23 protein-coding genes are annotated in these 24,213 nt (G+C 63.8%); 19 read left to right on the top strand and 4 right to left on the bottom strand.

Annotated features, from left to right (window positions below; genetic code table 11):
* The first annotated feature begins 26 nt into the window (after nucleotides 1-26).
* The 3 genes from NKJ15_RS06585 (at nucleotide 27) to NKJ15_RS06575 (ending at nucleotide 4,912) form a co-directional block, all read left to right on the top strand.
* Nucleotides 27-467, top strand: coding sequence for a di-heme oxidoredictase family protein (locus NKJ15_RS06585; RefSeq protein ID WP_352814634.1), 441 nt, complete (start codon nucleotides 27-29; stop codon nucleotides 465-467).
* 36 nt (nucleotides 468-503) lie between these two features.
* On the top strand, nucleotides 504-1,226 hold the full coding sequence (locus NKJ15_RS06580; RefSeq protein ID WP_352502966.1) for a phosphoadenylyl-sulfate reductase: 723 nt from the start codon (nucleotides 504-506) through the stop codon (nucleotides 1,224-1,226).
* A 437-nt stretch (nucleotides 1,227-1,663) separates the two neighbouring features.
* Nucleotides 1,664-4,912: an AfsR/SARP family transcriptional regulator gene (locus NKJ15_RS06575; RefSeq protein WP_352772063.1), complete on the top strand. Its 3,249-nt coding sequence runs from the start codon at nucleotides 1,664-1,666 to the stop codon at nucleotides 4,910-4,912.
* 52 nt (nucleotides 4,913-4,964) lie between these two features.
* Here NKJ15_RS06575 and NKJ15_RS06570 read toward each other — a convergent pair whose 3' ends face one another.
* Nucleotides 4,965-6,062, bottom strand: coding sequence for a lactonase family protein (locus NKJ15_RS06570; protein WP_352472922.1), 1,098 nt, complete (start codon nucleotides 6,060-6,062; stop codon nucleotides 4,965-4,967).
* 190 nt (nucleotides 6,063-6,252) lie between these two features.
* Between NKJ15_RS06570 and NKJ15_RS06565 the strand changes: the two genes are divergently transcribed.
* From NKJ15_RS06565 to NKJ15_RS06530, 8 genes are read left to right on the top strand one after another with little or no spacing between them, the layout of a single operon-like run.
* On the top strand, nucleotides 6,253-6,804 hold the full coding sequence (locus NKJ15_RS06565; RefSeq protein WP_352472921.1) for a MaoC family dehydratase: 552 nt from the start codon (nucleotides 6,253-6,255) through the stop codon (nucleotides 6,802-6,804).
* Between the two features lie 3 nt (nucleotides 6,805-6,807).
* The gene (locus tag NKJ15_RS06560) at nucleotides 6,808-7,968 is read left to right on the top strand and encodes a CaiB/BaiF CoA transferase family protein (RefSeq protein WP_352472920.1); all 1,161 of its coding nucleotides are present in this window, start codon (nucleotides 6,808-6,810) and stop codon (nucleotides 7,966-7,968) included.
* A 20-nt stretch (nucleotides 7,969-7,988) separates the two neighbouring features.
* Nucleotides 7,989-9,131, top strand: a complete 1,143-nt coding sequence (locus NKJ15_RS06555) for an ABC transporter substrate-binding protein (RefSeq protein ID WP_352814748.1) — start codon at nucleotides 7,989-7,991, stop codon at nucleotides 9,129-9,131.
* 21 nt (nucleotides 9,132-9,152) lie between these two features.
* A complete protein-coding gene (locus NKJ15_RS06550) occupies nucleotides 9,153-10,340 on the top strand; it encodes an ABC transporter substrate-binding protein (RefSeq protein WP_352472919.1) in 1,188 nt (395 codons plus the stop codon).
* A 55-nt stretch (nucleotides 10,341-10,395) separates the two neighbouring features.
* Nucleotides 10,396-11,133: an ATP-binding cassette domain-containing protein gene (locus NKJ15_RS06545; RefSeq protein WP_352814631.1), complete on the top strand. Its 738-nt coding sequence runs from the start codon at nucleotides 10,396-10,398 to the stop codon at nucleotides 11,131-11,133.
* Nucleotides 11,126-11,869 (top strand): ATP-binding cassette domain-containing protein, encoded by a 744-nt coding sequence (locus NKJ15_RS06540; RefSeq protein ID WP_352772059.1) that lies wholly within the window; start codon nucleotides 11,126-11,128, stop codon nucleotides 11,867-11,869. The genes NKJ15_RS06545 and NKJ15_RS06540 overlap by 8 nt, the downstream gene beginning before the upstream one ends.
* Complete coding sequence (locus NKJ15_RS06535) at nucleotides 11,866-12,816, top strand: ABC transporter permease (RefSeq protein WP_352472916.1); 951 nt, start codon at nucleotides 11,866-11,868, stop codon at nucleotides 12,814-12,816. The genes NKJ15_RS06540 and NKJ15_RS06535 overlap by 4 nt, the downstream gene beginning before the upstream one ends.
* A 5-nt stretch (nucleotides 12,817-12,821) precedes the next feature.
* On the top strand, nucleotides 12,822-13,787 hold the full coding sequence (locus NKJ15_RS06530; protein ID WP_352472915.1) for an ABC transporter permease: 966 nt from the start codon (nucleotides 12,822-12,824) through the stop codon (nucleotides 13,785-13,787).
* Nucleotides 13,788-13,854: 67 nt separating this feature from the next.
* On the opposite strand, the gene NKJ15_RS06525 is transcribed toward NKJ15_RS06530, so the two are convergent.
* Together NKJ15_RS06525 and NKJ15_RS06520 are read right to left on the bottom strand one after the other, a co-directional pair.
* Entirely contained in the window at nucleotides 13,855-14,691 is an 837-nt protein-coding gene (locus NKJ15_RS06525; protein WP_352472914.1) for an amidohydrolase family protein, read from the bottom strand.
* Nucleotides 14,692-14,758: 67 nt separating this feature from the next.
* Nucleotides 14,759-15,547, bottom strand: coding sequence for an IclR family transcriptional regulator (locus NKJ15_RS06520; protein ID WP_352472913.1), 789 nt, complete (start codon nucleotides 15,545-15,547; stop codon nucleotides 14,759-14,761).
* A gap of 159 nt (nucleotides 15,548-15,706) precedes the next feature.
* On the opposite strand from NKJ15_RS06520, the gene NKJ15_RS06515 reads away from it, so the two are divergent.
* The 8 genes from NKJ15_RS06515 to NKJ15_RS06480 all read left to right on the top strand — a co-directional run bounded on the left by NKJ15_RS06515 (nucleotide 15,707) and on the right by NKJ15_RS06480 (nucleotide 23,034).
* Nucleotides 15,707-17,023, top strand: a complete 1,317-nt coding sequence (locus tag NKJ15_RS06515) for a type 2 periplasmic-binding domain-containing protein (RefSeq protein ID WP_352472912.1) — start codon at nucleotides 15,707-15,709, stop codon at nucleotides 17,021-17,023.
* 140 nt (nucleotides 17,024-17,163) lie between these two features.
* Nucleotides 17,164-18,060 (top strand): carbohydrate ABC transporter permease, encoded by an 897-nt coding sequence (locus NKJ15_RS06510; protein ID WP_352472911.1) that lies wholly within the window; start codon nucleotides 17,164-17,166, stop codon nucleotides 18,058-18,060.
* Between the two features lie 2 nt (nucleotides 18,061-18,062).
* Nucleotides 18,063-18,929: a carbohydrate ABC transporter permease gene (locus NKJ15_RS06505; protein ID WP_352451567.1), complete on the top strand. Its 867-nt coding sequence runs from the start codon at nucleotides 18,063-18,065 to the stop codon at nucleotides 18,927-18,929.
* A gap of 1 nt (nucleotide 18,930) precedes the next feature.
* The gene (locus tag NKJ15_RS06500; protein WP_352472909.1) at nucleotides 18,931-20,028 is read left to right on the top strand and encodes an ABC transporter ATP-binding protein; all 1,098 of its coding nucleotides are present in this window, start codon (nucleotides 18,931-18,933) and stop codon (nucleotides 20,026-20,028) included.
* A gap of 4 nt (nucleotides 20,029-20,032) precedes the next feature.
* Entirely contained in the window at nucleotides 20,033-21,145 is a 1,113-nt protein-coding gene (locus NKJ15_RS06495) for a mandelate racemase/muconate lactonizing enzyme family protein (RefSeq protein WP_352472908.1), read from the top strand.
* A 9-nt stretch (nucleotides 21,146-21,154) separates the two neighbouring features.
* A complete protein-coding gene (locus NKJ15_RS06490) occupies nucleotides 21,155-21,484 on the top strand; it encodes an L-rhamnose mutarotase (RefSeq protein WP_352472907.1) in 330 nt (109 codons plus the stop codon).
* Nucleotides 21,477-22,553, top strand: coding sequence for a Gfo/Idh/MocA family protein (locus NKJ15_RS06485; RefSeq protein ID WP_352472906.1), 1,077 nt, complete (start codon nucleotides 21,477-21,479; stop codon nucleotides 22,551-22,553). The genes NKJ15_RS06490 and NKJ15_RS06485 overlap by 8 nt, the downstream gene beginning before the upstream one ends.
* A 1-nt stretch (nucleotide 22,554) precedes the next feature.
* Entirely contained in the window at nucleotides 22,555-23,034 is a 480-nt protein-coding gene (locus NKJ15_RS06480) for a MaoC/PaaZ C-terminal domain-containing protein (protein ID WP_352472905.1), read from the top strand.
* Nucleotides 23,035-23,247: 213 nt separating this feature from the next.
* On the opposite strand, the gene NKJ15_RS06475 is transcribed toward NKJ15_RS06480, so the two are convergent.
* On the bottom strand, nucleotides 23,248-24,204 hold the full coding sequence (locus NKJ15_RS06475; protein WP_352542034.1) for a C-terminal binding protein: 957 nt from the start codon (nucleotides 24,202-24,204) through the stop codon (nucleotides 23,248-23,250).
* Between the last annotated feature and the right edge of the window lie 9 nt (nucleotides 24,205-24,213).

The following is a 24,213-nucleotide window of genomic DNA, read 5'->3' as shown; positions in this document are numbered from 1 at the left end:
TCGGCCTCGGCTCCAGCGGAGTGCTTTTGTCGGCAACCCTGGCCTCTGGCGCACTGATCCCGTTCTCGGCCGGCTTCCTGGCCTCGCCGTCGGTCTCGAGCGAAAGCGCAATGCTGGCCAGCGATGGCGGAAGGCTCTTCGCTTCGGTCGGCTGCGCCAAATGCCATGTGCCGGCGCTGGCGGGCACAAAAGGCGAAGTCAGGCTCTACTCGGACCTTTTACTGCACGACATGGGATCGGCGCTCGACGACAAGATCATCCAGGGCAACGCCATCGGCGCCGAATGGCGGACAACGCCGCTGGTCGGCATCCGCCTGCGCCAGCGCTTCCTGCATGACGGCCGCGCGACCACACTGCGCGATGCAGTGTTCGCGCATGGCGGCACGGCGCAGATCGTCCGCGACCGCTTCTTCGGCCTGGACGAGGCCGACCGCCAGGCGGTCCTCGATTTCGTGAGCAGACTATGAACCGGCCGCGTCACGCCAAAACCGGACCGAATCGCCATGCATGAAGGCATCATCGCGGAGCTGAACCATCTCGACGGACCCGAGCTGCTGGCGCCACTCGTCACCGACTTGTTCCGCGGAAAGGTAGCGCTCGTCTCCTCATTTGGCGCGGAATCTGCGGTGTTGCTGCACATGGCCGCATCGATCGACAGGTCGCTCCCCATCGCCACGCTCGATACCGGAAAGCTGTTTGCGGAAACGGTCGCCTATCGTACGCAATTGACGGCCTTGCTCGGCCTCACCGACGTGCGCATCGTCACGCCCCGGGCAAACGTCCTGCGGGTGCTCGACGGCTCTGGATCGCTGCACCGCAGCGATCCGGACCGGTGCTGCCACATCCGCAAGGTGCTGCCGCTCGAGAAGGCCCTGAGCGGTTTCAAGGCCTGGATTTCCGGCCGCAAGCGCTATCATGGCGGAGTTCGCACGGATGTTGCGACGCTGGAAGAAACTGACGGACGCCTGAAGATCGAGCCACTCGCCCGCTTCACCCGGCAGCAGATCGAGGTCTATCTCGACCATCATCGCCTCCCCCGGCATCCGCTCATCGAAAAAGGCTATTTCTCGATCGGTTGTGCGCCCTGCACCGTCGCGTGCGGCAGTGCGGACAATCCGCGCGCGGGCCGCTGGAGCGGATTGTCGAAAACAGAGTGCGGGATCCACCGGTCGCCCATCCCCTCGCACAATCCGGTCCCGTCCGCTTCCCGATTTCCGGTTGCGTAAGGCACCGAAGACCCGGGCGCCCAACAAGCCTTGAAAACTAGGCACGCTTGCGAAAACTGGGAGATCAATCGCCGGGAAACTAGGTGACCGTACCGATGTGCGCGGATGCCACTGCGCACAGGATGAGCTCGTGCGTTTGGAAAGGACTGCCAGGCAGCCCATGAGCTTGCCAATCGGAGGGAATAGCCATGATCAGGTCTTCTACCGGATTTGGAGCCGACGGTCGAAGACCGAGTGCGAGGTTCGCCCGCCGTCCATTGCCCAGTTTCAGGTTGCGCAACCATCGAGATCCGCCCTCCCGGGATCAGCCAGTGCCGCTTCATCTACGAAGCCCCCACGAATTGTCGCATGACTGCGCCAGGCTAACGTCAATCGGATCGGCGGGACGGTCATGGCAGCACGACCGTCGCTCGATGATTGGTCGAGCGGGAGCCCCCATGGCCGCCTTAGATGCCTTTGAAGCCGATGCGACGCAACCGCTCTCGGGCACAGGCCGGATCGCCAAGCTGGCGGCCCCGCGCAGCGCCAGGATATTGAGGCGGAACCGCGTTCTCGAAGCGATCGATCGGGTGTCGCGGTCGAGCGTATGCTGGGTGGCGGCACCGGCCGGCTACGGCAAGACGACCGCGGTCATCGATTATCTCGAAAGCGTCGAGGCGCCGCACATATGGTACCGTGTCGATGAGGGCGACCAGGATATAGCGCGGTTCTTTCAATATCTGGCGCAGTCGCTGGACTCAGTCTCGGCTGGAGACATGCCGGTCTTCGGCGTCGAGTATGCCGAGCAGCCGAAGGAGTTCGCCAGGCGCTTTTCCAGAGCCTATTTCGCTCGGCTAAAGCCCGGCACAATTCTGGTGCTCGATGATTTGCACGACGCCGATACCGCAGAATTTCGGGCGGTGCTTTCCGAGATGTTCCGTGAACTTCCTGACACCGTCCGCTGCATCTGTGTCTCACGCACGCTGCCCCAGGAGGAATTGGGCGACCTCATTCTCAAGGGCAAAATGGCTGTCATCGACCGCCACGCGCTCGAATTCTCGACCGCGGAAGCGCGCGATCTCGTCCACCTGCGTTCGAGGGACGCCGCTCGGGTCGATGTCGAGGCGGCGCGCGGTTGGGCGGTCGGGCTCGTCCTGCTCGCGGACCAAGGCACCAAAGCCGGACTGGACGGCACAACGGAGACGGTCCCCGGCGGGCAGAACGTGCTGCCCGACGTTCTCGGTCGTCATTTCTTCCTTTCCCTTCCCTCCGTCGACCAGGACATGCTGCTGAAACTCAATCTGCTGCCCGAAATCAGCGCCGGGTTGGCTGACGAGATGATCGGGTCGGGCGAAGCAGGAAAGCTGCTCGACAGGCTTTACAGGCGACAGTTTCTGGTCACGCGCTCGGAAAACAACCGCGATATCTTTCACCTTCATGACCTCTTGCGCGACTTCCTCGAGCGTCGTTTCGCACAGCAAATTGCCAGGGAAGAGCAGCAATCGCTCCGGCGAAAGGCGGCGAAGGTCCTTGCGGGGGCGGGCCGTCATGACGAAGCCATACGCCTCGCCTTACAGGCCGACGACTGGGACCAAGCGAGCGACCTGCTGCTGAGCCGCGCAGAGGACTTGCTGGCGCAAGGGAGCCGCGCGACCTTCATCGAGTGGTGCGGCCGATTGCCGGAAACCATCATGAATGGCTGGCATTTCTATTGGCTGGGCGTGGCCCACATGCCCGACGACGCTGCGGCGGAGCGTTGGCTGTCCAAGGCGTGGCAAGCCTTTGGCGAGGCCGACGATCTGCGCGGCCTGTGCCTCACTGTGTCGCGGGCGGTGTTGGTCAAGACTGCCAGCTGGCGCACGTACGAAGGTCTGTCCATGTGGACGCGACGGGCGTTCGAGCTGATCGAACGCGGGCTTCCGGAACTACCTTCCGAGGAAGCGATGCTGGTACGCATTGGCATGATGCGGGCGCTGAACTTCGGCGACGACTGCTATCGCAGCAGCCCCGCCGGACAAGCACTCGAAACCGAACTCCTGGAGCGGTTGACCCGGAATCCCGAGCACGATCCGAGCGGATTGCGGCTGCTTGCCAGCGAAACGCTGATCGATCTTTCGGTATCGACCATGCGCGCCGATCTGTTCGCCAAGGCCGTCGACAGCGTCGTTGACGATTTGAGTGACAAGAGCGTGCTGCCTTGGATTCTCGGCATGTGGCTGGTCGCCTTTGGTGCGGAAAGTGGACGTTATTTTCCCTATAAGAGAAGGGATTTTCCCTATCCGTCGGCCGAAGCGGCGTTGCGGGCGGCGATCGCAATTGGCGAGCGCGAATCGCTGAGGGGCGTGGAGTTCGGGGGGCTTTATCATTTGCAAATGCAGATGAAGGTCCGCAACGATTTTGCCGAGTTCCACCAAGTGGTCGAGCGTTTGGCCGAGATCGCCGACAGCCGTTTCACCACGCAGGTCGCCGTCGTCGCCGATTGCCACGCCGCGCTCCATGCCAGGCAAGGCGATTTCACGGCCGCTTACCAGGATTGCGAGCGCTTCATGACTGCCATCGAGGCGGCGAACGAGCCGATGATCGAGCGCTGGCCGCACTACATCACGCAGTTCCAGGTGCTGCTGGCGGACAGGAAGCCGCGCGAAGCCGCCGTGCTTCTCAGCGATCTGCTGCCGCGGCTGGACGGCGGCGCCCACAAGCGAACCGAGATATGCATTCTGGCAGCGGCCGCATTGGAGAACCTGTGGAGCGACGATCCGCACTATGGCGACCGGCTGCAGGCCTTCCTGGAAGCGCTGCGCGACATCAGCTGGCCAATGGTGCTGCTCAATGTCCCGGAATTGCTCGCCGAACTGCTTGGCGATGCGCTTGAGCGCGGCATCGAGCCCGAGTTCTGCCGGTCGTTGATCCGCGAACGCCGGCTCGAGCCGCCGCCCCGGCGGCCCACCGCCTGGCCCTGGCCGCTCAGGGTCCACGTCCTCGGAGGCTTTCGGCTCGAACTCGATGCAAACCCTCTCGCGCTCGGCGCGAAGCCGCCGACGAAGGCCCTCGACATCCTGCGAGTGCTGGCGATCTCAAAGGAAAATACCCGCTCGCAGGAGACCATTCAGGACTGGCTGTGGCCCAACCTCGACGGCGACCAGGCGCGGGCGGCGTGCGACCAGGCGCTTCATCGGCTGCGCAAGCTGTTGGGACGGACCGACCTCATCGTCCAGCGCGAAGGCAAGCTTCGCCTTGCATCGGACAAGGTCTGGGTCGACCTCGCCGACTGGGAAGCACGGCTCAAGACTGTCGCAAAGGTCAATGCGGAGGGATTGCGGCCAGACGCGGAGGCGCTCTTCCATGCATTCCCGGGTCCGTTGTTGTTGCACGAGCGAACCGCTTCCTGGTCGCTCCCGGCTTGCGAGCGCGTGCGTCGCGAACTGATCGATCTTGGGCTGCGGCTCGGCCAGCGGCTGGAGGCGGCCGACCAAGCCGACAAAGCACGGGCGATATATCTAGCGGTATTGGACTTCTATCCAGATGCCGGACCGATCTGCAAAGCGCTGATAAAGGAGCAACTGTGCCGCAATGATTTCGAAGGCGCAGTTGACGAATATGGGCGCTGCGAGCGCGCATTGCGTGCTGCCGGTGACGTAGCGGCCGCAGACATACGCGCGCTGGTGGCTCCCTATCTCGCGCGACGGGCGTCCCGATCCTCGTATTGAAACGACACGTTCTTATGGCCATGGTACTGGCGGAATTTTCACCCGCCAGCGCTCAACGCACGATCCTCACGCACATCGGCGTGCCAATATCGATGGATCGGCCGGTGTCGGTCAGCCGGCCGGTTGCGGCATCACGGGCGAAAATCGAGATGCGGTCGGCATTCTGGTTGGCCGAGAACAGATGGCCGCCCGAGGGCGTCAGTGCCAGATTGCGCGGCGTGGCACCGCCGCAAGGCGTATAGTCGACAAGAGCAATCCTGCCGGTTTGCTGGTCGACCGAAAACACGACGATGCTGTCATGACCGCGGTTGGAGCCGTAGAGAAAGCGGCCGTCAGGCGAGATCTGGACGTCGGCACAGTGATTGCCGTCGCGCGCCTCGGGCGGCACGGCCGGCTTGCTGTCGATCACCGTAAGCTTGCCTGATGCTTCGTCCAGCGCCAGCGAGACAACCGTCGAATCCAGCTCGTTCATGACGAACACGAAGCGACCGCCCGGATGCAGTGCGAGATGGCGCGGACCCGCGCCTGGCGCAAGCGCCGACTCGGCGAGTTTCGTCAGGCTGCCGTCGCGCCCGATGCGATAGGACACCAGCCGGTCGATGCCGAGGTCAGCGACGATCGCCATGCCGCCGGCAACCGTCTCGGTTACGCTATGGGCATGCGGCCGCTCCTGGCGGGCAGGATCTGGTCCGGTCCCGCTATGGGCAACGCTCGACAACGGCGCTGTCAGGCCGCCATTCTCACCCAACCCATAGACCACGACCGAGCGATCGGGGCCGCCCTCGCCCATGCCGTAATTGGCGACCAGCAGCTTGGTCCGGTCGCGCGTGATGGTGTTGTGCGCCGTGATGCTGCCCAGCGTCGGCTGCTTGTTGATGTAGGACAGCGTGGCGGTCTGCCTGTCGAAACGGTAGGCCGAGACCACCCCTTCGCGCCAGGTGAACACTTCTGAGTTGGCATAGACGTGGGAGCCGTCCGGCGTCACCGACAGGAAGGTGGGATTGTCGATGTCTCCCGTCTCGGCCAGTTTCTTCGTCTGCAGCGTCCCTTCGTCGAAACTGTAGACACCCAGCCCGATGCCGCGCGCGCCCTGAAAATACGGGGCGTCGCGATTGAGGCTGCCGACGAAAATCAGACAGGCATTCTGCATCACTTCCTCCCTTGTTCCGCCGGCATTGGCCCCAACGGAGCAGGCAAAATTTCGCCGAGACTCGCTTGCAACGCAACCCCATATGTGAAAATACTATTCACAAAAGAAGATTGACGGGAGGATCGATCATGCATTTCGCTGGTCTGCGGCGCGCCCTGATGGACGATTCCCGCTCCCAGAGGAAGTTGTCATGAGCAGTTTCGCGCCAACCGTGGGCGTGGCATCGACACACCCCGCCAACATGCCTAGGGATCACGCCGACCTTCCCGTCTGGAACGCGGAGAACTGGTTCTACGAAGACTGGCCGGTCGGCCAGAAGATCCGCTCGCTGCGCCGGACCATTGCCGAGGGCGACAGCCATCTGTTCAACACGCTGGTGCTCGACATCCATCCATACGTGCAGGACCAGATGTTCGCCGAGACGCAAGGCATTTTCGGCAAGCGGCTGGTGGCAGGGGCCTTCGTGTTCTCGGCCGGGCTCGGTCTCGTCGCCACCAATTGCGTCAACGCCTTTTCGTATGGCTACGACAAATTGCGCTTCATCAAGCCGGTGTTCATAGGCGACACGATCTATTCAATCCGCTCCAACCTCGACAAGAAGCCAAAATACAAGGAAATGGGGCTGATCCGCGCCAGCTATGAAGTCTTCAAGGGTGAAGGCGAGCTCGTGCTTTATTGCGAGCACCTGCAGACGGTGAAGTACCGCAATCCGGCCGATTTCGCCGGTAAGACGGAGAAATAGGCAATGGCTGCCATTGCCGAACTGCCGCTGACCGGGCTCATCGTTGTCGATATGAGCCAGTTCTTGTCCGGGCCTTACTGCTCGCTGCGGCTGCTCGACCTCGGCGCTCGGGTCATCAAGATCGAACGGCCTGACGGCGGCGACCTGTCGCGCCGGCTCTATCTCAGCGACACCGAGATCGGCGGCGATTCCACCATTTTCCATGCGATCAACCGCGCCAAGGAAAGCCTTGCCATCGACTTGAAGGACGAGGCCGACCTTGCGGCGCTGCGCGGCCTGCTGGCCAAGGCCGACGTGCTGATCCAGAATTTCAGGCCCGGCGTCATCGAACGCCTGGGCTTCGATTACGAGGCGGTGCGCAAGATCAATCCGCGCCTGGTCTATGCCTCGATCAGTGGCTATGGCGAGGAAGGCCCGTGGGTCAAGCGGCCGGGGCAGGATCTGCTGGCGCAGGCGCGCTCCGGCGTGATGTGGCTGAACGGCGACGAGGACCAAGGGCCGGTGCCCTTCGGCCTGGCGATCGCCGACATGCTGGCGGGTTCCGCCGCCGCGCAAGGCATCCTCGCCGCACTGGTGCGGCGCGGCGTGACCGGCAAGGGCAGCCATGTCGAGACCAGCCTGCTCGAAGCGCTGGTCGACTTCCAATTCGAGGTGCTGACCACGCACCTCAATGACGGGCGCCGGCTGCCGCGGCGGTCGAGCTTCCGCAGCGCGCACGCCTATCTCTCGGCGCCCTACGGCGTCTATCCGGCCAAGGACGGCTATCTGGCGATCGCCATGACGCCGATCTCGAAACTCGCCGATCTCCTCGGGCTCGAGGAACTTGCGCCCTACCGCGATCAGCCGTCGACCTGGTTCACTGCCCGCGACGAGATCAAGGCGATCATCGCGCAAAAGATCGCAACGAAGACGGTCGACGAATGGCTTGCCATCCTCGAGCCTGCCGACATCTGGTGCGCCAAGGTTTTGACCTGGCCGGAAATGATGGCCAGCGAAGGCTTCCAGGTCCTCGACATGCTGCAGACGGTGACGCGCGAGGATGACGTTTCGATCCTCACCACGCGCTCGCCGCTCAGGGTCGACGGCATCCGAGCCAAGGTCGAGCGGGCCGCGCCGCGCATCGGCGAGCACAGCGCAAAAATCCGCGCGGAGTTCGGGCTGTGAGCGACGCCACGCTCAAAGGCATGACCTGGAGCCATCCGCGCGGCTATGACCCGATGGTCGCCTGTTCGAGACTGTGGAAGCAACAAACTGGCATCGCCGTTGAATGGGACAAGCGCTCGCTGCAGGATTTCGAATCCTTCCCGGTCGAGGAACTGGCCCGTGCCTACGACCTGATCGTCGTCGACCATCCGCATGTCGGCCAGATCACCGCCGAGAATTGCCTGGCGCCGCTCGATGTCGCCGGCCGGGAAGCCGAACGCGCGGCACTTGCGGCGGGCAGTGTCGGCCGGTCCTTTCCGAGCTACAACTGGCAAGGCCGGCAGTGGGCGTTTCCGATCGACGCGGCCAGCCAGGTGCAGGCATGGCGGCCCGACATGCTTTCGGCTGCGCCGGCGAGCTGGGCCGATGCCCTCGATCTGGCCCGGCAAGGCCACGTGATGTTGCCGCTGAGGCCGCCGCATTCGCTGATGGTGTTCTACACGCTTGCCGGCAATCTCGGCCGGCCCGCCGGTGAAGGCCCTGGCGACCACGTGGATCCGGCAGCGGGCAAGCAGGTCTTCGAGATGATGCGCGAGATCGCAGCCCTCGTCGACCCGGCCTGTCTTGGCATGGATCCGATCGCGGTTCTGGAGCAAACGGCCGGATCCGGCTCGCGGATCGCCTGCGCGCCGCTGATCTATGGCTATGTCTCCTATGCCATCGCCGGGTTTCGACCCACCCGCCTGGCTTTCGCGGATATCCCGGCCGCTGGCAATGCCGGCCCCAAAAGCTCGGCGCTCGGCGGGACCGGCATCGCCGTGTCGGCCTTCTCGAGGGCCGGACAGGCAGCAATCGACTTCGCCTACTGGATCGCCAGCGGTGACGTGCAGCGCGGCCCTTACGCCTCGGCCGGCGGCCAGCCGGGCCATGCGGCAGCCTGGGCGGATGCCGCCGTCAACGCCGCCGCCGGCAATTTCTACAAGGACACGCGGACTACGCTCGAAGGTGCCTGGGTGAGGCCGCGGCACGACGGCTACATGGCGTTCCAGCAGGCGGCGTCCGATCGCATCAATCTCGGCCTGAGCGAAAGGCACAATGCCGCTCGCGTCGTTGCCGATCTCAATCGCCTGTTTCGGGAGAGCCTTTCGACGCAGGTGTCCGGCGTTGCCGGCGGAGGAGCCTGAAACAACCGAACGGAGGAGAACATGAACAGCCTGATCCGCGGCCTTATGGCCGCAACCGCACTTGCATCGGTCACGACCATAGCTTGCGCTCAAGACGTTTCGGGCGTGATTGCTGGATTGCCGACCGAACTGAAGGCACAATATGACGGCGCGCCGCAAAAGGTGCTGCCGTCGGCCTGGGATAATTTCACGCCGCCGTCAAAGCCGTGGAAATGGTGCCACTCCGAGTCCTACCAGGGCAATCCGTGGCGCGTCACCGTGACCAAGGAGTTGAAGCGGCTGGTCGACGGCCTGATCGCCGACGGCACCGTGGCGAGCTTCGAGGTGTCGGATTCCAACAACGACGCCAGTCAGCAGATCAACCAGATCCGCGCCTTCATCGACAAGAAATGCTCGATCATCACCTCGATCCCCGGCTCGGCGACGGCGCTGGACGATGCCATCGATGCCGCAGCCAAAGCCGGCATCCCCTTCATCACGGCAGCTGGGTCGGTGACCAGCCCGAATGCGATCAATGTCGATTCCAACTATGCGCGCTGGGGCTACGACATGATGACCGCGATCGGCAAAGCAATGCCGGACGGCGGCAGCGTGCTTCTGGTCGAAGGCATTGCCGGTCACCCGATCGTCGTGCAGGAGCGCCAGGGCGCCGACAAGGCGCTGGCCGAAAATTCAAAGCTCAAGGTCTCGCGCAGCGTCAACGGCAACTGGACTGCAAACGTCACCAAGACGGCGGTGCTGCAGGCGATCGCCACCAATCCGGCGCCGATCGATGCGGTGTGGACGACGGGCAGCGAAAGCCGCGTCGTCGCCGAGGCCTTTGCCGAGGCCGGCCGCCCTGCCCCGCTGATCACCGGCTCGATCACCGGCGATGCGCTCGGCTACTGGAAGGCCAATCCCGACAAATACCGCTTCGAAGGCCATGCGGTTCTGCCGCACTGGACGGCCGAGACGCTGTTTCGTGTCGGCGTGCGCATGCTCGACGGACAGAAGGCGAAGCTCAACACGCTGCTGATCCCGATTCCGCCGGTGCACAATGCCGACCTCGGCGCCTGGTACAAGGACTGCATGACGCCGGACGCCGTCTCGATCTTCCCGGTCCCGCCGAAGGATCCGATGCCGGAGGAATGGCTCGATGCCTACTTCGCCAATCCGGCACCCACCAAGGGCTGGGATTATTCGAAGGTGCCGGACGCCTGCGCCAAGTAGGATACGAAGGCCGGCTCCGCACGGGCGGTGCCGGCTTTCTCCATCAGGATTGCTCATGCTGGAAGTCCAGGCCATCTCGAAACGCTACGGCGAAACGATTGCGCTGGCCAATGCCTCAATCGCATTCCGCGCCGGCACGATCCACACCATCCTGGGCGAGAATGGTTCGGGCAAGAGCACGCTGGTCAAGCTGCTGTCGGGGATCGTCCAGCCGGACAGCGGCGCGATCCTGCTCGACGGAGCGCCCTTTACCGGCCTCTCGCCGGCGGCGTTCCAGGGCGCCGGGTTCGCCACCGTGTTCCAGGAAGTGCTGATCGCGCCTGACCGTTCGGTGACGGACAACATCCTGCTCGGCCTCGACGGCTTGCTGACGCGCACCGTGCCGCGTGCCGAGCGGCGGCAACGCGCGCAAGCGGTGCTGAAGCGCTTCGCGGTGACCGAGATCCCGCTCGACCAGTTGGCCGGGCAATTGCCGCTTGCGGTTCAGCAATTGGTAGTGCTCGCCCGCGCCGTGGTGCGCAGCCCGCGCATTCTCATCCTTGACGAGGTTACGGCGGCGCTCGACTTTGCCGATCGCGAGGCGGTCTTCGCCATGATACGCAAGCTTGCCTCCGAAGGCTGCCTGATCCTGTTCATCACCCATCGCATGGACGAGGTGATGTCGCTTTCGGACCGGATTTCCGTGCTGCGCGGCGGCAGCGTGGTGACGACTGAGGAACGCGGCACGTCCTCCGCATCCGAACTTCTCAGAGCGATGGCGCCACGCACGGCGGCGGAGCTGGCGCATGGCTGATCGCGCCAGCCTTTCGGTGCGTGGCCTGGTGATCGCGCCGGGCGCAAGCCCCATGACGCAAACCATCGCGCCTGGCGAGATCGTCGGCCTTGCCGGCCTCGACGGCCACGGACAGGAGCGGTTCCTGAAAGTGCTGGCCGGCCTGGAACGCCCGGCCGGCGGCGAGGTGACCGTCGAGGCGCCAACCGGAGCACGCGCGATCACCAATTTCCGCAAGGCGGTCGCCGGCGGCATCGCCTATTTGCCGCGCGACCGGCGCACCACCGGCATTTTTCCGACCCAATCGGTGCTCGACAATTTTGCCGTCTCGACGCTGTCGCGCGATATGCGTTTCGGTCTGCTCAGCTTCGCCGCGCGGCGGCAGCGCTATGAACGCTATCGGGACAGACTGTCGATCATCGCGCCACGGCCGGACGCCCCGATCACCACGCTTTCCGGCGGCAATCAGCAGAAGGTGCTGCTGGCCCGCGCATTGGCGCTGGAACCGGCGATCCTGCTCCTCAATGATCCGACGCGCGGTGTCGACGTGGCGACGCGCCATGTCCTCTACGATGTGTTTCGTGGACTGGCGGCGAACGGCATGGCTCTGGTCATCCTGTCGAGCGAGATCGAGGAGATCCTCCTGCTTTGCCATCGCGTGCTGGTGTTCCGCGAACAGCAGGTGGCGGCTGAAATCACCGGAGATGCGATGAAAAGCGATACGGTGATCGCCGCCATGTTCGGGCGCGCGGCATGAGCGGGTTGCGGCGCATGGCGGCGCGATGGCGCGGCGCTGGCTTTGCGGCAGTGCTGCTGGCCATCCTGATCGCGGTCAATCTGCTGCTCAATCCGGCGCGCTTCCATCCTGCCGCCTGGGGGGCGCTGATCGGGCTCGCCGCGCCGCTGATCGGCGCAGCGGTCGCCTCGGCTCCGGTGATCCTCGCTGGGCGCGGCGGCATCGACATTTCCGTCGGGCCATTGATGGGCTTCGTCAATGCGATGGTGATCCAGCTGCTGTTTCTCAGGCTTGGCATATCTTCGCCGCTGGTCATCGTGCCGGCGGCGCTTCTGATCGGCGCGATCGTCGGCGCTGCCAACGGCTTCTTGGCGACCATCGTTCGCATCCAGCCGATCGTTGCGACGCTCGGCACCTATCTGATCCTCACCGGCATGACGCTGACCATCCTGCCGGCGCCGATCGGTCCGGCGCCGGGCTGGCTGAAGGCAATGGCCGGACCCTGGTCGGCACTGCCGCTGGCGCTGATCTTCCTGTTCTGGTGGCTGGTGCGGCAGACGCCTTATTACGACCAGCTGATGGCGGTGGGCAGCGACGACCGCGCCGCCTACACGGCCGGCATTCCGGTGACGAAAGTACGTTTCATCGCCTATGTCATGACCGGCATACTTGCCGCCTGTGCCGGCCTCATGCTGACCGCCCTGATCGGTTCGGCCGACCCTAATATCGGGCCGACCTACACGCTGATCGCGATTGCCGCGGTGGCGCTCGGCGGCGTCAGCCTTGCCGGCGGGCGCGGCGGGCTCGCCGGCGCCGCCATCGGCGCTGTCGACATCTTCCTGCTGCAGAGCGTGCTGACCGCCTTCAACGTCTCCACCTATGTGCTGCAGATCGCCTATGGCGCGATCCTGGTTGTGGCGGTCATCATGACGGCGCTGCAGGAGCGGCTCTCGGGACGGAAAGGCTGAGAAGCATGAGCCGGAACTGGTTCCAGTCCACCAATGCCCGCGTCGCCGGTGCCTTTGCCGTCGCTGTCGCCTTGCATCTCCTTGGCACCTTGCTCATCCCGGGCTACTCCCAGCCGTTCGCCATCCGGGCGCTGCTGGTGATCGCCTCGCTGCTGGCGGTGGCATCGATCGGCCAGACCCTCGTCGTCATCCTGGGCGGTATCGATCTGTCGATCCCCTTCATCATCGGCTTTGCCAATGTCGTTGCCGCACAGCTCTACGGCGTCGGCTGGAATTTTGCTCTTGTCTGCGCGGTCGTCAGCGCGCTCGCCTTACTGATCGGGGCGCTGAACGGCCTGATCTCGCGCGGGCTCGACATCCACCCGCTGATCGTCACGCTCGGCATCGGCATGATTGTGCAAGGCGCCGTCCTGTTGTGGACCGGTGGTTTTCCATCCGGATCGGCGCCGCAAGCGGTTTCCGCCTTCGTTTCGATCGGCGGTTCGGTCGGACCGCTGCCGGTGCCGGGGCTGGTGCCATGCGTCGCGGTGTTGACCTTGCTGGTGGCGCTGGTGCTGGCGCGCACGCCATACGGCCGCCGTCTCTACGCCCTAGGCAGCAATCCAGGTGCTGCGCCGCTGGCGCTGATCGATCCGGTCCGCATGTGGACCGTGACCTATGCCGCGAGCGCCTTCTTCGCCGCCGCAGCCGGCGTGCTGCTGCTCGGCTTCACCGGCTCGGCCTATGGCGATGTCGGCCAGCCCTATCTGTTCCAGACGATCGCGGCAGTGGTGGTCGGCGGCGCCGCCCTTGTCGGCGGCCGCGGCAGCTATTTCGGCACCATTGCCGGCGTGCTGGTGCTGACGGAGATCAACACGCTGTTGATCGGCCTCGGCTTCCGGCCCTCGACCGTGCAGGCGGCACTTGGCCTGGTCATCGTGCTCCTGGTTTCGCTCTACGGTCGCGAGCGGCACGTGTCGGCGACGATCTGAGGCCACCTATTCGTTTGAGCCGCATTTGTGCGACGCCAAGTGATCCGTCACTTGGCTGCAAAATGCTCTACAAACGCCACAGCCGCTTGGCGTTGCCGGAGAGCAGCTTTTGCCGCTCATCGATGCTTGCACCGGCGAGCAGCGCGTGCGTTGCCGCCACCCAGGTCGCAAGCCCGCCGCCAAGCGTGCAGACCGGCCAGTCGCTGCCCCACACAACGCGGTCCCAGCCGAAGCATTCGATGGTGTGCTCGACATAGGAACGCAGCGTTTCGACAGTCCAGGATCCGGCATCCGCATAGGCGACCACACCGGAAATTTTGCCGACGACGTTCGGGCGCCGCGCGATCTCCGCCATGTGCTCGCGCCAGGGGTGCTCGGCACCACCCTTGATGTCGGGCACGCCACAATGGTCGAGCACGAACTGCACATCTGGCGCGAGGTCGGCGAGTGCAATCGCCTTGGGGATCTGGTGCGGCAGAACGACAAGGTCGAAGGTCAGGCCGCTGCCGGCAAGCCGCCTGATGTTTTCACGAAACAGCGCGCCCTCCGAAAGCTCGTCCGGCATGACGTGCAGCACGCGGCGAAAGCCTTTGACGAAAGGATCGGCGCGCTGGCGCTCGAGATAGGCGGCAAAGCCAGGCTCCTCGGGGCGGCAGGAGGCAATTGCCCCCCGCAGCAAGCTGGCCTTTTCCCGCGACAGCGCTTTGACACGGCTGGTTTCAGCCTCGATGTCGGCAGGATCGACATCGACCTCCATATGCAATGCGCCCTCGATGCCGGCGCGGCGGGCCTGGACTGCATATTCGTCGTAGGAGAAATCGCGGTTGAGTGCCGGCACGCCGGCCAGCCAGGGATAGCGCAGCGCGGACTGGTCGATCAGGTGCAGATGGGTGTCGAAGATCATGGTGGCGCGCTCCTCCTTGGCGACTTCGAGATCATCTCACGGAGAAATTCTTCATTCAAATAAGAATTCATCTCGATTGCTTGACGGTCGATCCCGCCAGTTGCGACAGCTTTTCGGTCGCTGCCAGCAGCAGCTCAATCGTCCTCGTAATGTCGGGCGCCTTGGGTGCGTTGACCAGGGTTATGTAGGGGATCGACAGCGCGGCGATCGCCCTGCCGTCCGAGCCGAGAACCGGTGTCGACAGGTTGAAGACACCGGCGGTCTGCATCGATGCCATCATCTCGTAGCCGCGTTCCCGGATCTGGTCGAGGCGGGCAAAGAACTCCGGCGATTGCGGTGGCTTGTCGGTGCTGCGCAGATGTTCTGAGATCATCATCTGCCGCTCTTCCGGCTGGCGGAACGCCAGCAGCACATGGCCGGAGCCGGTGTCGAACAGGCTGATATGCGAGCCGACGCGGATCGAGATGCCCCAGTAATCCGGCGCCTCCTGCTGGGCAATCACCACGGCGGAGCCGCGATCGAAAACGACGAGCTGGTTTGCCTGCTGCGAGGTTTCTGCCAGCTCGCGCATCAGCGGCGTCGCGTAGGAAACCAGCCGGCGCACCGGCGCGTGCAGCTGCGCCAGGCCAAACAGCTTGAGCGTCAGCGAATAACGGTCGCCATCCGGCCGCGTGACGTAGCCGCGCCGCACCAGCCGGTCCAGCATGCGGTAGAACTCGTTCGGACTGCGGTCGAGCTTCTTGGCGATTTCCGCCTGCGTCAGGCCGCCATCGACACCGGCCAGCAACTCGAGGATGTCGAGCCCCTTGTCCAGCGCCGGGGCTCGATAGCGGTCATCTTCCTCGTCCTCTGCCATTGGGCTTCTCCAGTGAATTGCACTTTTCATATACGCATAACGGTATTGTTTCCGAAAGAACTTTCGGCTTGACGATCCTGTAAATGTTTTGTTTGTATATGAATGAAGCTGCCGATCCGCCCTCGCTATGGATCGACGCGGACTCTTGGGAGGATACCGATGACGAAACTGTTTTGCGGCCTGTCGGCCGGCGTAACGCTGCTCGCACTGGGTGCGAGTGCCCTTGCTGCCGACCTGCCCGGCAAATTCGACGGCGTCACCATCGACGCCAAGCTGATCGGCGGCCAGCAATATGAAGGGCTGTACGCGCGCATCGGCGAATGGGAAAAACTGACCGGCGCCAAGGTCAACGTGATCTCGAAGAAAAACCACTTCGAGCTCGACAAGGAAATCAAGTCGGACATCGCCTCCGGCAGCATCAACTGGTGCGTTGGGTCGAACCACTCGTCCTTCGCGCCGCAATATCCTGATATCTACACCGATCTCAACAAGCTGCTGCCGAAGGAGGAGATCGACGCCTTCGTGCCGTCGACGATCAAGGCCTCGACGCTCGACGACAAGCTGGTGATGCTGCCTCGCGCGCAGTTCGACGTCTCGGCGCTCTATTACCAGAAGAGTCTCTACCAGGACGAAGCCAAGAAGGCCGCCTACAAGGCCAAATACGGCAAGGAGCTGACACCGCCCGACACCTGGGACGAGGTCGCCCAGCAGGCGGAATTCTTCGCCAGCCCGCCCGATTTCTACGGCACCCAGTTCGCCGGCAAGGAAGAGGCGATCAACGGACGCTTTTACGAGATGCTCATCGCCGACGGCGGCGAATACCTCGACAAGGACGGCAAGCCGGCCTTCAACTCGGAAGCCGGCGTGCACGCGCTCGACTGGTTCGTCAATCTCTACAAGGCCAAGGCGGTGCCGGCCGGCACCACCAACTATCTGTGGGACGATCTCGGCCAGGGCTTTGCCTCCGGCACCGTCGCCATCAACCTCGACTGGCCGGGCTGGGCAGGCTTCTTCAACGATCCGAAGTCATCGAAGGTCGCCGGCAATGTCGGCGTGAAGGTGGCGCCGAAGGGATCGGCCGGCATTCGCACCGGCTGGTCGGGGCACCACGGATTTTCGGTCACCGAAAACTGCGCCAGCAAGGAAGCCGCGGCGTCGCTGGTCTGGTTCCTGACCAATGAGGACAGCCAGAAGCTCGAGGCGGCAAGCGGCCCACTGCCGACCCGCACGGCGGTGTGGGACTGGGACATCCAGCAGGCGGCCAGCGATCCTTACAAGAAGGAAGTGCTGGCGGCTTTCCAGGAAGAGGCAAAGCACGCTTTTGCCGTGCCGCAGACACCTGAATGGATCGAAATCTCCAACGCCGTCTATCCCGAATTGCAGGCCGCCATCCTGGGCGACAAGACCTCCAAGCAGGCGCTGGACGACGCTGCCGCCAAGGCCACCCAAATCCTCGAGGACGCCGGCAAGCTTTGACCATTCTCCCAAGGGGGCGCCGCTCATCGAAGAGCGGCGTCCCCGAACTTTTTGCGAACCATGCGCAACACGCTTTGTCTTGATCCCGGCTGGCCGATGGCGGCCTTCGGTGTCCGGGCACCAACCAGAACCGGATCGCCATGAAAGGCTGGAGACCTTCGCCGCCATTGCTGCTCCTGCTGCCGGCGGTGATCGTTCTGGCGGCGGTGGTGGTGGTGCCGCTGCTGCTTTCGCTCTATTCCAGCTTCACGCCGTTCCGGCTGACCAGGCCGGAGACGTTCTGGGTCTTCATCGGCGCGCGCAACTACGTCGCCATCCTGACCAGCCGCGCTTTCTGGGTCGCCTTTGCGCGCACCGTGGTGCTGCTGACGGTGGCGCTCAACCTGGAAATGCTGATCGGGCTCGGGCTGGCCCTGCTGGTGGAGAAGGCATCGCGCGGCCAGCGGATCCTGCGCACCATCATGATGTTTCCGATGATGTTTTCGCCGATCCTCGTCGGCTTCCAGTTCAAATTCATGTTCAACGACAATATCGGCCTGGTGAACAACGCCCTGCAGGGGCTCGGCCTGACTGACCGCGCCATCCCGTGGCTGATCGACGGCAATCTCGCCTTCATTGCCATCCTGACCGCCGAGATCTGGTCGTCGACTTCGGTGTTCGCGATCCTGATCCTGGCCGGGCTGCTGGCGATGCCGCGCGAACCGGTCGAGGCGGCCCGCGTCGACGGCTGCACGCCGTGGCAGACATTCCGCTATGTCACCTGGCCGTTCATCATGCCGTTTGCTTTCATTGCCATGACCATCCGCTCACTCGACGTCGCGCGCGCCTACGACATCGTCAAGATCATGACCGACGGCGGCCCCGCCGGCCGCACTGAACTGGTCTGGACACTGGTCGCCCGCACCGCCTATGGCGACGCCAGGATGGGCCTGGCCAATGCCATGGCCTATTTCTCGATCCTGCTGTCGATCCTGTTCACCGTCTATTTCTACCGCAAGCTCGCCGCGGCGCGCACGCAGATCGCGGCGGAGTGGTGAGGATGGACCAGAACAGCCTGCATCGCGTCGGCAACAAAGCGCTCGGCATCGTTCACGGCATCGGACTGTTCCTGGCCATGCTGGTCATCTGCCTGCCCGGCATCTGGATCGTGCTGTCGTCGCTGCGGCCGACCGTCGAAATCATGGCCAAGCCGCCGGTGTGGATCCCGCAGCAACTCTCGCTCGACGCCTACATCGCCATGTTCAGCGGCGTCGGCCAGGGCGGCATTCCGGTGCTCGACTACTTCCGCAATTCGCTGATCATCTCGGTGACCTCGACGGTGATCGCCATCGTCATCGGCATGGCCGGCGGCTACGCCTTTGCGCGCTACCGCTTTCGCGCCAAGTCGGCGATGTTCCTCGGCCTGATGCTGACGCGCACGGTGCCCGGCATCGCGCTGTCGCTGCCGCTGTTCTTCGTCTTTGCGCGGCTCGGCATCATCGACACGCATTTCGGGCTGATCCTGGTCTATGTCGCGCTCAACGTGCCGTTCACCGTCTGGCTGATCGACGGCTTTTTCCGCCAGGTACCGAAAGACCTCGCCGAAGCCGCGCAGATCGACGGCTGCACGCGCTGGCAGGCCTTCTGGCAGGTCGAGTTTCCGTTGGCCGGGCCCGGCATCGCCTCGGCCGGCATCTTTGCCTTCCTCACCTCCTGGAACGAGTTCGCGCTCGCCTCGCAGCTGACGCGCTCGATCAACTCCAAGACCCTGCCGGTCGGCCTGCTCGACTATACGGCCGAATTCACCATCGACTGGCGCGGCATGTGCGCGCTCGCCGTGGTCATGGTCATACCGGCGCTCACGCTTACCTTCATCGTCCAGAAACACCTCGTCGGCGGCCTCACTTCCGGCGCGGTGAAAGGCTGACATGGCAACCGTATCGCTCAAGAACCTCACCAAAAGCTACGGCCCGGTGGCGGTGGTGCACGGCATCGATCTCGAGGTCGCCGACCGCGAATTCATCGCGCTGGTCGGGCCGTCCGGCTGCGGCAAGTCGACAACCCTGCGCATGATCGCCGGCCTCGAGGCGATCAGCGACGGGATCATCGAGATCGGCGGCCGCATGGTCAACGACCTGCCGCCGCGCTCGCGCAACATCTCGATGGTGTTCCAGTCCTACGCGCTCTACCCGCATATGACGGTGCGCGAAAACCTCGGCTTCTCGCTCAAGATAGCGGGCGCCGCGAAAGAAGAAATGGACCGTCGCGTCGCCGAAGCGTCCGGCATTCTCGGCCTCGACCAATTGCTCGACCGCCGGCCGTCGCAGCTGTCCGGCGGACAGCGCCAGCGCGTCGCCATGGGCCGCGCCATCGTGCGCGATCCCGACGTCTTCCTGTTCGACGAGCCGCTTTCAAATCTCGACGCCAAGCTTCGGACGCAGATGCGCACCGAGATCAAGAAACTGCATGCCAAGGTCAAGTCGACGGTGATCTACGTCACCCATGACCAGGTCGAAGCGATGACATTGGCGGACCGTATCGTCATCATGCGTGACGGTTTCATCGAGCAGGTCGGCACACCCGACGAGGTCTTCCGCCGGCCCCAGACACGCTTCGTCGCGGGCTTCATCGGCTCGCCGCCGATGAATCTGCATGAGGCGGTTGTCGACGACGGACAGTTGCTGTTCGCCAGCGGCGAGAGGCTGCCTTTGCCCAGCCAGTTCAAGGCCAATATCGAGGCCGGCGACAAAGTCGTGTTCGGCCTCAGGCCCGACGACATTTATCCGACCGGGCATGGCATCAGCTCCGGCGAAGACGTCGACGTCCACCAGCTGGAGTTGCCGGTGACCGTCACCGAGCCGCTCGGCAACGAGACGCTGGTGTTCGCCGAATTCAACGGCAGCGACTGGGTATCGCGGATGCTCAATCCAAAGCCGCTGAAAGCCGGCGACCGGGTCAAGATGAGCCTGGACCTGTCGCAGGCCCATCTGTTTTCTGCTGAAACGGGCAAGACATTGCGAGGTTAAAACCATGGCAAAGATCGAGAAAATCGAACTGCGGATGGTCGACCTGGTGCCGAAGGTCAAGCGCACCGATGCCATCCAGAGTTTTGTCAGCCAGGAAACACCGATCGTCACCATCACCGACGCCGACGGCGCGGTCGGCACCGGCTACAGCTATACGATCGGCACGGGCGGCTCCTCGGTGATGCGGCTGCTGGCCGACCACCTTGCGCCGCGGCTGATCGGCCGCGACGCCGACATGATCGAGGCGATCTGGCACGAGCTGGAGTTCGCCAGCCATGCCACGACGATCGGCGCGATCACGGCAATCGCGCTGGCGGCCATCGACACTGCCCTTTGGGACCTGCGGGCCAAGAAAAAGAGGCTGCCGCTGTGGAAGCTGGCCGGCGGCGCCAAGGACCGCTGCCCGCTCTACACGACCGAAGGCGGTTGGCTGCATATCGAAACCGAGGCACTGGTCGAGGATGCGCTGGCCGCCAAGGGCAAGGGGTTTCGCGGCTCGAAGGTCAAGATCGGCAAGCCGCACGGCTCCGAGGATCTTGCCCGGCTGACGGCGGTCCGCCGGGCGGTTGGAGACTCCTACGAAATCATGACCGACTGCAACCAGGGCTTTTCTGTCGACGAGGCGATCCGCCGGGCCGAGCGCCTGCGTGAACTCGACCTCGCCTGGATCGAGGAACCGCTGCCGGCCGACGACATAGACGGCCATATCCGCCTGTCGAATGCGACGTCGACGCCGGTCGCCGTCGGCGAGTCGCTCTACTCGATCCGGCATTTCCGCGAATATATGCAGAAGGGCGCGTGCTCGATCGTGCAGGTCGATGTCGGCCGCATCGGCGGCATCACGCCGTGGCTGAAGGTGGCGCATGCAGCCGAGGCGTTCGACATACCGGTCTGCCCGCATTTCCTGATGGAACTGCATGTCAGCCTGACATGCGCCGTTCAGAACGGCAGATATGTCGAGTATATTCCCCAGCTCGACGAGCTGACCGGCAAGAAAATGCGTATCGAGGACGGGCACGCATTGGCACCGGACGAACCCGGCATCGGCATCGACTGGGACTGGGATGCGATCAAGGCGAAGAGCATCGCGGAATTCACCATGGCGATAAAAAAATAGGAGGCGGACATGCAGCGAATGGGAATGGTGCTCGGCCTCAAGCCGGAGAAAGTCGCCGAGTATGTGCGGCTTCACGCCGCCGTCTGGCCGGACGTCCTCAAGATGATTTCCGCCTGCAACATCAAGAATTATTCGATTTATCTGAGGGAGCCGGAGCACCTTTTGTTCAGCACCTTGGAGTACCACGGCACCGACTATGCCGCCGACATGGCGAAGATGGCTGCCGATCCCACGACGCAGGAATGGTGGGCGCTCTGCATGCCATGCCAGGAGCCGCTGCCGACCCGCAAGGAGGGCGAGTGGTGGGCGTCGATGGACGAAGTCTTCCATTATGACTGATGACATTTTCGATCCTGCCTCGCTTTCCCAGGCCTGGGCACAGCCGTCAAAGCCCCGGCCGATCGTGATTTTCGGCGCCGGCTCGATCGTCGGCGATGCGCATTTCCCGGCCTATGGGAAAGCCGGCTTCCCGGTTGCCGGGCTGTTCGACCCCGACCTGGCCAAGGCGGAAAAACTCGCCTCGAAATGGGGCGTCACCGCTTACCGGTCGGTCGAGGAAGCTGCGTCAATCAAGGACGCCGTCTTCGATCTGGCGACGCCGCCGGCTCACCACGCCGGGGTGCTCAGGGCGCTGTCCGATGGTGCGGTGGCGCTGATCCAGAAGCCGATGGGCAGCAATCTCGCCGAGGCGACCGAGATCCTCGAAATCTGCCGCTCCAAAGACCTGAAGGCGGCGGTGAATTTCCAGCTGCGCTTCGCGCCGATGATGCTGGCGCTCAAGGATGCGATCGCCAAGGGCTGGCTGGGCGAAGTGGTCGATTTCGATGCATGGCTGGCGCTGGCGACACCCTGGCATCTCTGGGAATTCCTGTTGCAGGCGCCGCGCGTCGAGATCGCCATGCATTCCATCCATTATCTCGACCTGATCCGGCAATTGCTCGGCGACCCCAAGGGGGTTCACGCCAAGACGCTCGGCCATCCCGGCCACAAGGTTGCGCAAACGCGCACCAGCGCGATTCTCGACTATGGCGACACGGTGCGCTGTGCACTGTCGATCAACCACGATCACAAATTCGGTCGAAAACACCAGGCCTGCGAATTCCGCATCTGCGGCACCGAAGGCGCCGCTTACCTCAAACTGGGCGTCAACCTCGACTATCCGCGCGGCGAGCCGGACATTCTCGAAATCTACCCCAAAGGCGGCACGGACTGGATTGCGGTTCCACTCGTCGGCGCATGGTTTCCGGACGCCTTTGCCGGCCGCATGGCCAATGTCCAGCGCTACGCGTCGGGCGAGGACGCCGAGCTTGTCAGTTCCGTCGAGGACGGCTGGAACACCATGGCGCTGGTCGAAGCCGCCTACCGATCGAGCGCGGCGCCGGCAACACCGATAGCGGCGAGGCCCTGACATGGAGCAGACAGTCTATTTCGAGGACTACCGGATCGGGTCGTCGCGCATGACCAGCGGGCGCACCATCACCGAGACCGACTTCGTCGTCCATGCCGGCCATACCGGTGATTTCTTTCCCCACCACATGGACGCCGAGTTCATGAAGACGATGCCGTTCGGGCAGCGCATCGCCCACGGCACGCTGGTGTTTTCGGTCGGCGTCGGGCTGACGGCCAGCGTCGTCAACCCGGTTGCCTTCTCCTATGGCTACGACCGGCTGCGCTTCATCAAGCCGGTGTTCATCGGCGATACGATCAGGACCCGCACCACCATCTCGGCTAGGGAAGACGACCCGAAGCGACCCGATTCAGGCCGGGTCGTCGAGCGCTGCGAGGTGATCAACCAGCATGGCGACGTGGTGCTCGTCGCCGATCACATCTACATCGTCGAGCGTCGCGACAAGCCGAGCAGAGCCTCGACAGATGACGCTGAAACCTAAAGACAAAAAAACCGCCTTGCGGCGGGTCCTCGGTGAATCATCACCATACGCAAATTAGTAGCATAGCTGCCGGCACAAAGCAAGAACAAAATGTGGCAAACCGGATAAATCGCGACAGGTTGCGCTGCCCCTTATCGCCCTGCGAACCCCGACTTGCAGGACTTGGGTTCCGCGGAGCAGGCGGATAGAGGTGGTGCCGACATCGGGAATTGGTCATATCCGGTTGACCGGATATACAGGCTTGCCGCCGCGCAGGACCGATGCGACATCGGCAAACACCTTGTTGCGAACCTCCGCGTAAGACTGGGTCGAGTAGTGCGCCGCGTGTGGACTGACCAGGACGGTGTCCAGCGCCAGCAGCGGATTATCGGGCGAAGGCGGCTCCCGCTCGAACGTGTCGATGCCGGCGCCTGCCAGATGGCCGCGCCGGATCGCGTCCGCCAATGCGACCTCGTCGACCAGGCCGCCGCGGGCCACGTTGATGAGTATCGCCCCTTCCTTCATCCGCGACAGGGCTTGCGCCGACATGATGTTTCTGGTCTCCGGTGTCGCTGGAACGTGCAGCGAGACGATGTCGGCCCTGGCCAGCAACTCGTCGAAGCCGACCGGTTCGGCATCACCGGCCGCGATTCGCTCGGCCGGCATATGCGGATCGTAGGCGATGATGTGGTAGCCGAAGACCCGCGCCCGCTCGGCAGTCAGCCGCCCGATCTGGCCGAAGCCGATCAGGCCGAGGATCTGCCTGTCGGGCCGTGTGATGCCGGCGCCGTCGGTCATTGCAGCCCAGCGGCCGGCGCGCACCGCGCTGTCGAACTGCTTCAGCCTGCGCGTCAAGGCCAGGATCAGGGCCATGGCGTGGGTGCTGACTTCAACCAGATTGGCGTCCGGCACGTAGGTTACCTGAACACCGGCACGGCTGGCGGCCTCGACGTCGATCGAATCGAGCCCTACGCCGAACCGTCCGATGACCTTGAGCCCCTTCAGTTCCGCCAAAACGCGAGCCGTGATCGGCTCTCGCAATACCATCAATGCGTCGGCGTCGCGGCAGTGTTCGATCAGGGCATCTTCCGTGAGCAGCGTCTTTTCGACAAACTCGGCGTTCAAGCCGTCGAGGTAGCGCAGCTGCTCCTCCTCGACTGACAGCACACCGTCGGTCTTGATGATCTTCATGGCAAACTC

Source organism: Mesorhizobium sp. M0207, assembly GCF_040321995.1.
GTDB lineage: Bacteria > Pseudomonadota > Alphaproteobacteria > Rhizobiales > Rhizobiaceae > Mesorhizobium.
This window is presented reverse-complemented; position numbering and strand designations above follow the sequence as displayed.